This is a genomic window from Levilactobacillus parabrevis (genome assembly GCF_044051715.1).
Taxonomy (GTDB): Bacteria; Bacillota; Bacilli; order Lactobacillales; family Lactobacillaceae; genus Levilactobacillus; species Levilactobacillus parabrevis.
The window spans coordinates 876328-889143 of record NZ_CP168688.1; the positions used below are offsets into that span (position 1 = coordinate 876328).

Below are 12816 nucleotides of genomic sequence, written 5' to 3' on the forward strand. Positions count from 1 at the left end.
GCTACGTTTCTGACTTCCTCCGGCTAAACTAACGATTGAATTCAAATCTTGTCGAAGTGCCAAGATTTGAATTCAATTTTAATTAAATACTGGGTGGCATCGCTCTACAGGCATAATTAGCCAGTTTATGGATGAAATAGACGAGTCCAAACGGATATTACCAATTGTGAGCAGTTAGAATTCAATCGGTAAATGCTAAGTCGCGATTACTTGTGTTGCCAAGCCGTAGGAGGCCAGGGGTGTAGCCAGCTGTGTCGGTGGTGTTAACTGACTTTTTTGGTCAGTTTACAGCACGGGTTGACCTTGGAGACACGCTGTTTTTGGGCGCGGCTTCAAGTCAAGCTGGAAGCCCGGTCTTTGGCTGGAAGCGACCCCATAGCAGGCGGAACCCCTGGCAGCCGAAGGCGACACAACCAACAGTAATCGGCGGGTATCATTGTAACAGTTTTAATTGAGAATGCCTAGTTCGCGCCGAATTTCACGAGCCTTTTCCGGCGTACTCGTAAAGATAATCCGGTCGTTGAACTTCAACATGGTACTGCCAGTCGGCCGGATAAAGTGACCGTTACGGAAGATTTGACTGATAGTGATGTCACCCACAAAGTCCAGGTTGCGAATCTGCTGGTCGGTGTAGCGGCGGTTGCGTAGCGCCACTTCGTAGACGGCAGAGGATGAGGCCGTCATCATTCGTAGGGTTGTTGGTGCTTCAATCAGGCTCCGGAGCATGGCGATGTTGACGTTTGGCGTGTTGTAGACCTCGATTCCCAGATCGGTCAGCTCGTCCTCTCGTTCATCGAGAACGTTGCGATCCTCGAAGCGCACGATGACCCGGTTGACGCCGTAAGCCTTGGCTGCCTTGGCGAGCTCGTAATTTTTATTGGCATTAAAATGACCCAGCACGACGATATCCGCGTCAAAGACATTTTGGTCCGTGACGTAGTCGGTGTCGAGTGAATCCAGCAGGGACACGTTGACCTCGGAATTGTAGGTCTTGTAGTTGGCTTGTTTATCGGTGTACATGCTGATGTCATACCAGCTGTCCGCCAATTGTTGGGCGACCGGCACCGTTAGGAGGTTGGTCCCAATGAAGTGGACGGTTGACTTTTTCAAGTCTTCAGCTTCAGCGGTGTAGCCGGTGTTAAATAGCAGGGGTCCCAGTACACAGGTCAAAATAGCGGCCAACAGGAAGGCACCAGATTGTTGGCTGGTAACGACCTTCATCGTTTTGGCAACTTGTAAGACGGCCAGAACCATGGTGATCGTGGCTGACGTGATCGCCATTCCGGCAAAGGCGTTACCGCGCTTGAACCGTAGCCGCAGAATGAAGTAGACCGCGGCTTTGGCAAGTAGGTAGGCGATGAGAAAGGCGGGAATCAGGAGCAGTGTGGCGGAGTCGGAGAGTAGCGTCCGTAGGTTCAGTTCGACCCCACTCATCATGAAGAACATCGGAATAAAGAACCCATAACCGATACCGTCCAACCGGGTCCGAGTGTCTTCTTGGGGTTGTAGAAGTTTCATGACGATCCCAGCAACGAAAGCACCCAAAATTCCCTCGGCCCCCACGGATTCGGCGATGACCACCATGCTAAAGATCAGGAAGAAGGCTAGCCGAATATCCAGTTGGGTCGTGGACTTGTTGATCCTTTCGAAGAAGGTGAAGAACGGCTTGAATCGACGGAACAGGATGCCGGCAGCCAGGAAGACGAGGAGCAATAGCCAGAGAGACTTGCCCCCCTTACCGAAGATGGAGGCATAGATGGTCAGGGCGAACAGGGGAATAATTTCCCCCAATGCGGCAATCAACAGGATGGTCTGGCCAAAGGGCTTACTCAGCAGTTCCTTTTCCTTCAGCGTCGCGATGACAATCCCTAGAGAAATCGTCATGAAGATAATTGCGGCTAACCAAGGATCCTTGAAGAGCCCGGTCCACTTGCAGATGAAGCCAAGTAGCAGCGCACTAGCGGCCACGGCGACGTAGCTCGTGACGGCGATGAAGACCGGTGAATACTTGGGCGCACTGCCAGCAACTTTGGCGGCCAGTGGCGTCTGTGGTTGTTTGCGGCGGTTGAAGAGGCTGAAGTCGATCTCCATCCCACTGAGAAACATCAGGAAGATGACCCCGGTGTTTGATAATAAAGTTAACGTATCGTTGGTGTGAACGATATTGAAAAGACTCGGTCCCAGCATGATGCCGACTAGGATCTCCACCACGGCGGTCGGTAGCACGGTGAGCTTGAATTTCGCCATGACTAGCGGCGTGATTAACGCGGCGGTCAGAATAATTAATAAGGAAACTTGGTCCATAATGTCACCCCCGAAAAAATATCTCCTCAATTATAACAAAGTTGGACGAAACTAGCCGACATTAAGCAGTCACATTCCTTTATTTATAGGGGGATTAAGTGTAGAATTGAAAGTCGAATTATTAGCCTTAGCGGCGCTGAATCCGGGGGAGCGTAAGCGGTATCGGTGAAAATGAGGGGCCTGCAAAGTGAGGCCCGTCAGCCATTGACCCTGACGGTCTACATAGGCGGCGTTAAGAGATGATGATTAGGTATTTCACGACTAGGTTGCCCGGTTAATTCGAGGAGGGATTGGCTTGCCAGATTCAATTAAGGCTCATGAGCAAGAACATTTAGATGTAGTGGTCGCGAAGATCAAGGTCGCGCAGACTGAATCCAAGAAGCGGATCGATTCTGCCGAGGATGACGAGGCGGGGATTCGCAAGAACTTCGTCAACGACTTACGAATCAAGACAGACAGTTATGAAGGAATTTTGGAAACGGCGCTATCCGTGCGTCAGCAACAACAGATGTTGGCTGAACGTCAGAACAGCTGGCAACATGCCACGACTGAACTGTCGACACTGAAGCGGTTGGAGAAGAAGGCTTACTTTGCCCGTATTGATTTCCAAGAGGGGGCCAAGTCCAAGCCAGAAACCATCTACATTGGCCTGGGATCGTTTTCCGATTCACCCGACCATTTTCTGATCTACGACTGGCGGGCACCCATTTCCAGCATCTACTACGATGGCGAGTTGGGTGACGTCAGCTACCAGACGCCCGATGGGGAACAGACTGTGGACGTCCAACTCAAGCGGCAATTTCAGATTGAGGACGGCACGATCATCACGCTCTACGACACCGACCAAACGGTGACCGACCAGATGCTGCTGTCCGCACTGAGCGAACACTCTGATACCAAGATGAAGAGTATTGTCACGACCATTCAGAAGGAACAAAACCGAATCATCCGAGACACCGGCTCCGACCTGCTGTTCGTGCAGGGGGCCGCGGGGTCTGGGAAAACGGCGGCGATTCTGCAACGGGTCGCCTACCTGTTGTACCGCTACCGGGGCCATTTGACGGCCGGCCAAGTCATGCTGTTCTCGCCGAACCAACTGTTCAACGACTACATCGACCAGGTCTTGCCAGAACTCGGTGAGCACAACATGGTCCAGATGACGTACTACCAGTACGCTGGTCGTCGCTTACCGAAGATCGACGTGGAAACGCTGGCCCAACGGTTCGGTGAAACCAACACCCCAGCTCAGGAGCGCATCAGTCGCCTGAAGGGGAGTCTGGAGTTCTTCGATGCCGTGACCGGTTACGCCGATCATTTGGAAAGTACCGATATGGTCTTCAGAAATATTAAATTCAACGGGAAAGTCTTTATCCCGAAAGAAAAAATCCAAGAAATTTACTACAGCTTTAACCGTAACTATCACCTGGCCAACCGGCTCCAGGCAACGAAGGAAGCCTTGATTCGGATTCTCAACCGGCGGATCTCCAGCGAAATGAAGACCAAGTGGGTTGAGGAGACGATTCAGGACCTCGACCGTGAACATCTGAATGCGTTGTATGGGGATGAACCACGGGAGTTTGAATCCGCAGATAAGGAATTCCAATTCTTAGCGCGAAAGGTTGTCATGCAGGCGTTTAGCCCGATTCGTAAGGCCATCGTGCGGGCCCGATTCCTGAGTATCAATAACCAGTACGTGCACATGCTACGGGACGTGCCGAACCGCATTGAGCTGAGTGATTATCACATCAGCATGGCGGATTGGCAGGCCAGTGTGGAAGAGTCTGTGGCCAAGTTGCGTGATCACAGCATGCAGTTGGTTGATACCACGCCGTACCTGTACCTCTACGATAAGATGACCGGGAAGTCCGGCGAGCGCGACATGCGTTACGTCTTCCTGGATGAAATTCAAGACTACAATGCCTTTCAACTTGCATTCCTGAAGTTCAGTTTTCCTCGCGCCCGTTTCACCATGCTGGGGGATTTGAACCAGGCCATCTTTACCAAGGAAAATAGCCGTACGTTGCTGCAGGAACTCAGTACGATGTTTGACCCGGACAAGACTAAGGTCGTCCAGTTAACGCAGTCGTACCGGTCGACGCAGCAGGTGACGGACTTCACCAAGCATATCTTGAAAAATGGTGAAGCAGTCACGGCCTTTGATCGTGAGGGTGAATTACCAACGGTCACGGTCGCTGCGGATGAAGCAGATGGGTTACAACGGGTCATTGATCTGGTCAAGCAGAACGACGCTGAGGACGAAACGACTGCGATTATTGGTAAGGACCTGGCAGATTGCCGGGACTTGACTGAAAAGTTGCGGGACCAAGGCGTAGCGGTCACTCTGATCCAGTCGGAAAATCAACGACTGGCACCGGGCTTGATCGTAGTGCCATCGTTCCTGGCCAAGGGGCTGGAATTCGATGCTGTCATTGTATGGCAAGCGTCGGCCAGTCGCTTTGGAGCGGATGATGAGCGTCAGTTGCTCTACACCATTTGCTCGCGGGCGATGCATCGGCTGAGCTTGGTGGCGGTGGGCGAGGTTTCCCCACTCCTGAGCGACGTCCCAACCGATGAGTATGAAATGGTCTAACTGCGTGTGTATTACGCCTTACCGGGTGGTAAAAACAGTCGCCTCCGCCTGTCAGGAATTCCACCTGCTGTGGGACCGGTGAGAGCCTATGGAGTGGTCTCTCGCCTCGACTTGAGGCCTCGCCAGAACCGCGAGTCTTCAAGTACGTCCTGCGATGTAAGGCCGGGAAGAAACAAACGCCCGGTCTAACGTCGCTGTCATGGCTGGCGCCATCCCTGACAGGCTACGGCTAAGTGCGTTTTTCACCACCCGCACGGCTCACATGGTGGTCGACCATTTCATAGCGATCGGTTGGTCGCATGAACAGTTTTGATTTAGCAATTTGATAATAATCGAGGTCAAGCTCAGTGATGGGTTTGGCCTTTTTCTTTCGTCATTTTCTATGGTTGGGAGTGGTTGTTGAGGGGCAAAGTTGGTCGGTGAAATTGGCGTTAAACTTTCTCAGCGAACCACGAGGAATCCGCCGCTATCTGCGGTATAATGGGGCTAATTATTTCTGAAAAAGTTGAGGTGTCCCCATGTCAGATCCCATCAATTACAATGCGTTTACCCGTGCTCAGTGGCGGGCGTTTTCCGACGATGCGACGTTGCCGCTGACTCAGGAGAGCTTGCGACAAGTTAAGGCCTTTAACGACCGGATTTCTCTGCAAGACGTTCAGGATATTTATATTCCGTTGGTACATTTGTTGCGGTTAGAGTTCGATCATTACCAGCAGCTTCAGCAGGACAAGGCCCGCTTTCTCCAACGGCCGGCGCACCGGGTGCCCTTTATCATCGGCATTGCCGGGAGTGTGGCAGTCGGCAAGAGTACCACGGCCCGGTTGCTGGAAGTTTTGTTGAATCACTACTTTCAAGGACAGCGCATTCAGCTGATTACGACCGACGGGTTCCTTTACAGTAATGAGGAGCTGAAGAAACGCAATCTCATGGCGCGTAAGGGGTTCCCGGAAAGTTATGACATGGCTGGGCTAATTCGCTTCTTAAACAGCGTGAAGGCCGGTCAGTCACTGATCAAGGCGCCAGTCTACTCGCATAAAATTTATGATATCGTACCCGGGCAGGCCGAGTATATCGTTCATCCCGATGTGTTGATCGTGGAGGGAATTAATACCCTGCAATTACCGACCAATGAACAGATTTATGTGAGCGATTTTACCGACTTCTCTCTGTACGTGGACGCTGATCCGGGACTGATTGAGGACTGGTTCCTGGAACGGTTCGACCTGTTGCTGAACACGGCCTTTCAGGATCCAACCAACTACTATTATCCGTATGCGATTGGCGGGCATGACCAGGCCATTGCCAAGGCCAAGCAGGTGTGGCACGACATTGACTTGAAGAATCTGGAGGAATACATTCTGCCCACGCGTAACCGAGCGGATATGATTATTCACAAGACGTTCCATCACCGGGTGGATCGGTTGTTACTCCGGAAATATTAGGAGGAAACGCGATGCTACGAGACGCAACCATTGTGGACGCCGATTCCGTTGCGATGCTGGTGCTTCACGAGTTGGAGCGGCGGCAACTGCGGCGGCTACGGCGTCTGAGCAAGGAGCAACTTTCCCAGCTCTTATTTGTCGGCTATCATCAGCCGATGTTTCGCTACGGCTACCCGCAGGCCCGGGTGTATCAGAATCAGGGTGTCGCGGTCGGTGTGGCCTATGGCTACCTGGCGGCGGTCGAGAGCACGTTGGATAATCAGTGGACGGCGTTGTTTGAACGACTACAGGTTGCACCACCTCAGCAGGTGGTAGTGACGCCGCGGGCGCGTCCGGACGAGTGGTATCTGGATATGCTGACGGTTCGCGGTCGTTACCAGGGTAAGACCTATCAGGGTTGGTGGTTTGCCGAGTGGCTGATGGGGGACGCGATTCACCGGGCCAAGCTCAGTGGCGCTAACGCCATGGGGATGGACGTGCGGCCGGGCAGTTCTCTCGCCAAGTTGGCAGCCCAGTATGGCTTTGTGGCGGTTGAGCGCCGGAAGCTGGACCGGCAGACGTACTTTCATTTACGATTAAATTTGCGGGGAAATCGGTGGTAGCGACTACTTAGGCGTCATAACCGATTGACGGGTGAAACAATTCTCCCTGATTTCTGTTGGATTTAGATTGACCCGCGTTTCAGAAATCGGTATGATAGTACCAATGTTGAAAAGAAGAAAGGGTGAATGGCTTGGCAAACGTTGATATGTCCAAATTCGATAAGATTATCGTCTTGGACTTCGGAAGTCAATATAATCAATTGATTACGCGCCGGATTCGTGACATGGGCGTTTACTCTGAATTAAAGGCGCACACGATGAGTGCGGCCGAAATCAAGGCTTGGGGCCCCAAGGGGATTATCTTCTCCGGGGGACCAAACAGCGTGTACGACAGCAGTGCGTTTAACGTTGACCCTGAGATCTTCGAGTTAGGGATTCCGATTCTGGGAATCTGTTACGGGATGCAACTGATGGCCCACAGCTTGACTGGTGGGAAGGTTGAATCTGCTGACAACCGTGAATACGGCCGGGCGGACATCACTGTACTGAGCGATGACGCGAAGCTATTCAAGGATACGCCGAAGACGCAGACGGTGTGGATGAGCCACGGTGACTTGGTGACCCAAGTGCCCGATGGTTTCGAACGTGTCGCAACGAGCGAAAACTGCCCGATCTCTGCCATGCAAGACGTTGACCGGAACTTCTATGGAATTCAATTCCACGCGGAAGTGCGTAACTCGACATACGGTAATGACATTCTGAAGCACTTTGCCTTCGATGTCTGCGGCGCAGAAGCTAACTGGTCGATGGATGATTTCATTGATCTGCAAATCGAACACATCCGTGAGACGGTCGGTGACAAGCGTGTCTTGTTAGGCCTATCCGGTGGGGTCGATTCCTCCGTCGTTGGTGTGCTCTTGCACAAAGCTATTGGGTCGCAACTGACCAGTATCTTCGTGGATCACGGCCTGTTGCGGAAGGGTGAAGCCAAGCAAGTTATGGACAGTCTGGAAGGGAAGTTCGGTCTGAACATCGTTAAAGTTGATGCTCAGGACCGCTTCCTCGGCAAGCTGGCCGGCGTCACTGAACCCGAAAAGAAGCGCAAGATTATCGGTAACGAGTTCATTCAAGTCTTTAACGACGAAGCCCAAAAGCTCGATGGTATCGACTTTCTGGCACAAGGGACGTTGTATACCGACGTGATTGAGAGTGGGACCGATACGGCGCAGACCATCAAGTCTCACCATAACGTGGGTGGTTTGCCGGAAGACATGCACTTCCAGCTGATCGAACCATTACGTTCATTGTTCAAGGATGAAGCCCGTGAGTTGGGTGAAAAGCTGGGGATGCCAAGTGCTTTGGTTTGGCGTCAACCGTTCCCAGGTCCTGGTTTAGGGATTCGGGTCCTTGGCGAAATCACGCCAGAGAAGTTACAAATCGTCCGCGATAGTGACTTGATTCTGCGTGAGGAGATCAAGAAGGCTGGCCTCGACCGCGATATTTGGCAATACTTTACGGTCTTACCAAACATCAAGAGTGTCGGTGTCATGGGTGACGGTCGGACCTACGACTATGCTGTAGGAATCCGAGCCGTAACGTCGATCGACGGGATGACCGCCGACTTCGCGCGCATTCCATGGGACGTTCTACAGGAAATCTCTGTCCGTATCGTAAACGAAGTGGATCACGTGAACCGTATCCTGTATGATGTGACGAGTAAGCCACCTTCGACAATAGAGTGGGAGTAGATTTTCAGTCCCATTCTGCAACGGTGTAAATGTAATAATTCAAATGAGACAGCTACCTTTTTATTCGGTAGTTGTTTTTTTGCGCTTAATTTGAATAGTGTTATTGTTAATGTGGTAACTAGTTTTACGATAGAAAGGATTGATAATGTTGATAAGACTTGACAAAACGGGGCGTGCGAATTACGGAGCTGTTTTAGATTTACTCGATTGTGTAAAATCTGAATGGAATCCTGATCCGAAACGTGTGTGTAATGATACTGAATCTTCGAAGATGATCTTTCAAATTGAAGAAGGGGGCGAAGATCAAAAGGTACAATCTGGGAACCTAATACGTAATGGAAAGAAAATAAATCACCGACGAGATTGGTTGGTCCTCGCGGATATTTATAATAATGGAGATTATACACAGAAGTTTCATCTTCATAACTACATTGATTTTAAGCTGCATGACGGAGCTACAAGGGCTGATTATCTTTACGATGGTAGAATAAGAAATGCAGCACTTTATTTATATATTCGAGAAATTGTTTATGAAGATGATGTGACCGATGCCTGTGAGAAAGTTATTAATTTTTATAATCCAACAGATGGACAGACAGTTAGTCAAGTAAACAATGTTCACGGATTACACGGATTTTTGTAAAACATAGTGTTTTTAGATGATTGCTTAGTTGAAGATGCCTCTCATAAGATAGACAGCAGTTTAAACTTGAAATACATTTTGAGTCATCTGTTTTGAATTGCAAGAGCTGTTACTATATTACTGTAAATGAACGAGAAGGCATTCTAGAACTTTCGGTCGAAAAATTTTCAATTACTGGATTGTTTTGAAGTTGCGCCGTTCATTTAGTTCAATTTAAAGGGAATTAGGTCGGTTGACCAGTTACTATTCATTGCTTAAGGATCAAAGAAATGTCGAGAACGATGAAATAGCAATAAACTCAGACTTGCTTGATTAGCTACCCAGTTGTGTTCAAAACTTGCTCAGTTAATCAGGGAGTGCCAATGCTGTTCTTAATAGATTGTCAATCGCTTGAAATTTTTGGGGCCGGGTATACGTTGATTGCAATAGTATTCTACTGGCGCATGAGTAGCACAACCGTAATTAGCCCTTTTATTTCTTATGGAGGTGCTGAAATTTAGTGTAAGTTAAGGCACAGAAGGTCCGTCAACAACATCGTCTGGCGATCGTAAGTACACTGAATCTAAGATGAGCTAGAAAGACCTAAGCTTATTAATGAGCATCGTTGTATCAGAGATTGGGAATTAGTCACGGCTCAAGAAAAAGTGGGCAGAAAGATGTTAGTGACCTTTGTGGAAGAACTCTTGGTCGATAAATAATCCACATATTGAATATGTTCACACGTTCCCCTAAAGGATTTGCCACTTGATTCCCTCAGATTACGGGACTGAATTCTTACAGTTAGCAGATATTTCCGATGAACAATGGGTGGCTATTTTTATGATGGTGCTATCCTGGGAATGTACAAAAATACATATTTGGAGCGTGGGGTTATGAAATTTAGAAAACTTTTGTTGACACTCATGGTGTTGGGCTTGGTTCTCCCATTATTCACAGTTTCGGCTAATGCGAGCTCAAAGACGATTCCTAAAAATCTTCGGGGAACCTGGGTGTCTAAGGCCCAATACAATAGCAAGCACCACAGCAAGAAGACTTTATGGTTACCTAGGATGAGGGTCAGAGTTTACAATAAAACCGTTAAGTGGCAGTTGAATGGAACTTTGCCTACAGATGGTGGACACTATGATCACAAGGTACATACCATAAAGACCATCAAAAGTAGTCATGGCTTGACCCAATTGACAGGCCATACGCTCTTTACACATTGGAACTTCTTGAGTCGTCACGGCAAGGAGCTAGACTATGGCTGGCAAAATGGCGGGGACCTTTTCATGACTCGCGCTAAGTAAGCTATCTCCATAAAATGGTATAACTAGTCTTATAAAACAGGCCCATCAGTCGGCACTGAATTATTACGATTCCCCCATCATTGTCAGATGAACTATATTATTTCATTTGACAATGATGGGGGAATCTTTTGCATGCCGAGATCTAAGTTTGACACCAAAGAGAGCTACTAGCCGAGAAATTGGCTGGCAGCTCTCCTTAATTTCTTATAGTTGCATTAGAACTTGACACGCATGTTAAAATTGATTTACTAAAACAAATTTAATGCCACACCTACAAATTAATTTTCACCTACATACAAGTCTGTTTTTTATTTAGCAGCGGCGTTAAGCTAGCTTTAACCAATTCGGTTGAGGCTAGCTTATTTTTTTAGGGGTGAATGGCGTATGGAAAAAGTAGAGAATCCATTATTGAGTCGATTACAGCTACTGCAAGATTTGAAGTTTTTAATTGATCGGGGGGCGGACCACCGGATTGATTACAGAAGATTTCGTATTTTTGAAATTAAGTTACCGACTGGCGATATTGATCTGGTGGCCGAGTATCAGACCTATGCAAGTCAGTACACGCTGGCCGAAATTGCGAACCTAATTGTAAAGAAGTACCAATTATAGTTTTAAAATTTTCAAGATACTTTCTGAGACAATCTCGCGTTGATTCTCTGGCAGGGACTTTAGATAGGCAATTAATTCTAAAGTGTGGATGCCAGTTAAAGAATCATCTGTGAAAAAGTCACTTAGTTTTAGGTTGAGAGCCGATGCAATGGACTGTAACTTCTTGAGACTTATATTCTCGAATTCTCCGCGCTCTATTCGCGAGATCAGGCTAACAGAAACACCAGCTCTTTCAGCTAGTTTTTCAATGGTCAAATCTAATGCTCGTCGTTTCTGACTCACCAGTTTACTAATTGCATTTTGCATAGTTGGCTTCTCTCCTATCGTGGCGTTAAGGCTAACCATAATGGAGTCTTTGCACCATTAACAGAGAAAAAAAGACCTTTTTATTTAGAAAATAAGGAAAATAGTACCTATTTGTTGTATATTATACTGTAAAGCCACTTATATTTGCGTAAGTGACAAATTATCAATGAGGAGGAGCTTCATGATTAAAAAAGTTTTAGATATTTTCAAGCAAGAGTTTTTCGCTCTGAACATGCGGTTTTGGGCAACACGGTACGCGATTGCAATTGGGACTGCCATCGCATGGTTTTACTTCGGTAAGCAAGCCTTTCTGGGTGGTCAACTTCCGGGTTACTTTATCTTCTTCGGCATTCAAGCCGCAATCTTTTATCCGATTGCGAACGGGTTCCTTGTGATATACGAGTGGGAGCACGGTCGACAGGCGAAGGGGATTTTCGATAACTACTCTGAGATGCAAGCGGCTGACTACAGAAAAGCTCAGTTTCGCGCTGTTCGACTGGTCAATTCCAATTTTAGAAACAACGATCATTCCTTCGGCGAAACTAAAAATGCCATTAAGAGTGATGCGGCAGGAATGAAGATGATGTTTAAATTTTTCGGCCATGTGTTCTTATGGGTACTGGCTCTATTCTTCACCATCGTTGGGGTCGGCCGGTACTTAGTAACGTTGAAGCCAGAAAATTATTCATTCAATTATAGCGAAGATGGGACATATACCGGCGATTCGAATACTAAAAATTAATTACTGAAGGAGAACCAAACTTATGAAAAAAAGATTTTATGCAATGATTCTTGCGATCACACTAGTTGTTATGGGGGCTGGCTTACTGGGATCACCAGTGAAAGCATCAGCATCAGTCAAATGGCAATTTGGAACCCCCAAAAAGGTTAGAGGCCTGTTTCGTACGAAAACGGTTAAGCACCATTACAATGAGCTCAACATCGCCCAAAACGTCGTGTACAACGAAATTCGAAAACCTAACTGGCCCGCAGAAAAAAGCGGAAAAATCACTTTTCTACTGATGTGGCGGGTGCCATCTCGCAAGCTTAGCGCGCACCTTTATCAAATCAAAAGCGTTACCAGCAATGGCAAGCATGTTCGCTATTACATCAAAACGTTTAGTCATAATCGCTTGAAGATTTCGAAGACTAAGGCATTTGCGCACAAGCCTTACTATTACAGAGCTAAGAATTAGTCATTCGTTGACTAATGACGACAACTTTTTTAGGAGAAACCAACAATGAAATTTAACTGGATAAGCAAACTATGCTCAGATCAAGACGTATAAGGGCACCCGTTATGCAAAGCTAAAAGGTTCGCACCGTTTCAATAAGAAAAT

The 12816-nt window shown here is 48.0% G+C and carries 10 protein-coding genes; 8 read left to right on the plus strand and 2 right to left on the minus strand.

The window, feature by feature from the left end; translation table 11 throughout:
• Positions 1 to 447 precede the first annotated feature (447 nt).
• Complete coding sequence (locus tag ACEPSU_RS04205; protein WP_395322920.1) at positions 448 to 2304, minus strand: cation:proton antiporter; 1857 nt, start codon at positions 2302 to 2304, stop codon at positions 448 to 450.
• A gap of 295 nt (positions 2305 to 2599) precedes the next feature.
• On the opposite strand from ACEPSU_RS04205, the gene helD reads away from it, so the two are divergent.
• From helD to ACEPSU_RS04235, 6 genes are all read left to right on the plus strand, one after another.
• Positions 2600 to 4894: an RNA polymerase recycling motor HelD gene (helD, locus tag ACEPSU_RS04210; RefSeq protein WP_395322921.1), complete on the plus strand. Its 2295-nt coding sequence runs from the start codon at positions 2600 to 2602 to the stop codon at positions 4892 to 4894.
• Positions 4895 to 5412: 518 nt separating this feature from the next.
• Positions 5413 to 6336 carry a type I pantothenate kinase gene (coaA, locus tag ACEPSU_RS04215; protein WP_020089031.1) on the plus strand — a complete coding sequence of 308 codons (924 nt, stop codon included), beginning with the start codon at positions 5413 to 5415 and terminating at the stop codon, positions 6334 to 6336.
• An 11-nt stretch (positions 6337 to 6347) separates the two neighbouring features.
• Entirely contained in the window at positions 6348 to 6938 is a 591-nt protein-coding gene (locus ACEPSU_RS04220) for a hypothetical protein (protein WP_395322922.1), read from the plus strand.
• A gap of 146 nt (positions 6939 to 7084) precedes the next feature.
• Positions 7085 to 8626 (plus strand): glutamine-hydrolyzing GMP synthase, encoded by a 1542-nt coding sequence (guaA, locus tag ACEPSU_RS04225; RefSeq protein ID WP_395323137.1) that lies wholly within the window; start codon positions 7085 to 7087, stop codon positions 8624 to 8626.
• A gap of 148 nt (positions 8627 to 8774) precedes the next feature.
• Complete coding sequence (locus ACEPSU_RS04230) at positions 8775 to 9269, plus strand: hypothetical protein (RefSeq protein ID WP_395361610.1); 495 nt, start codon at positions 8775 to 8777, stop codon at positions 9267 to 9269.
• A gap of 1673 nt (positions 9270 to 10942) precedes the next feature.
• Positions 10943 to 11170 (plus strand): hypothetical protein, encoded by a 228-nt coding sequence (locus tag ACEPSU_RS04235; RefSeq protein ID WP_395322924.1) that lies wholly within the window; start codon positions 10943 to 10945, stop codon positions 11168 to 11170.
• Here ACEPSU_RS04235 and ACEPSU_RS04240 read toward each other — a convergent pair.
• A complete protein-coding gene (locus tag ACEPSU_RS04240) occupies positions 11165 to 11476 on the minus strand; it encodes a helix-turn-helix domain-containing protein (RefSeq protein WP_020089631.1) in 312 nt (103 codons plus the stop codon). The genes ACEPSU_RS04235 and ACEPSU_RS04240 overlap by 6 nt on opposite strands.
• Before the next feature lie 181 nt (positions 11477 to 11657).
• Between ACEPSU_RS04240 and ACEPSU_RS04245 the strand changes: the two genes are divergently transcribed.
• Together ACEPSU_RS04245 and ACEPSU_RS04250 are read left to right on the plus strand one after the other, a co-directional pair.
• Positions 11658 to 12218 (plus strand): hypothetical protein, encoded by a 561-nt coding sequence (locus ACEPSU_RS04245; protein ID WP_395322925.1) that lies wholly within the window; start codon positions 11658 to 11660, stop codon positions 12216 to 12218.
• A 22-nt stretch (positions 12219 to 12240) separates the two neighbouring features.
• Positions 12241 to 12672 (plus strand): hypothetical protein, encoded by a 432-nt coding sequence (locus ACEPSU_RS04250; RefSeq protein WP_395322926.1) that lies wholly within the window; start codon positions 12241 to 12243, stop codon positions 12670 to 12672.
• Positions 12673 to 12816 lie beyond the last annotated feature (144 nt).

Bases quoted from the DNA above. Each gene is read 5' to 3' on its own strand.
- ACEPSU_RS04205 (WP_395322920.1), bottom strand. From the start codon at position 2,304: ATGGACCAAGTTTCCTTATTAATTATTCTGACCGCCGCGTTAATCACG.
- coaA (WP_020089031.1), top strand. From the start codon at position 5,413: ATGTCAGATCCCATCAATTACAATGCGTTTACCCGTGCTCAGTGGCGG.
- ACEPSU_RS04220 (WP_395322922.1), top strand. From the start codon at position 6,348: ATGCTACGAGACGCAACCATTGTGGACGCCGATTCCGTTGCGATGCTG.
- guaA (WP_395323137.1), top strand. From the start codon at position 7,085: ATGTCCAAATTCGATAAGATTATCGTCTTGGACTTCGGAAGTCAATAT.
- ACEPSU_RS04235 (WP_395322924.1), top strand. From the start codon at position 10,943: ATGGAAAAAGTAGAGAATCCATTATTGAGTCGATTACAGCTACTGCAA.
- ACEPSU_RS04240 (WP_020089631.1), bottom strand. From the start codon at position 11,476: ATGCAAAATGCAATTAGTAAACTGGTGAGTCAGAAACGACGAGCATTA.
- ACEPSU_RS04245 (WP_395322925.1), top strand. From the start codon at position 11,658: ATGATTAAAAAAGTTTTAGATATTTTCAAGCAAGAGTTTTTCGCTCTG.
- ACEPSU_RS04250 (WP_395322926.1), top strand. From the start codon at position 12,241: ATGAAAAAAAGATTTTATGCAATGATTCTTGCGATCACACTAGTTGTT.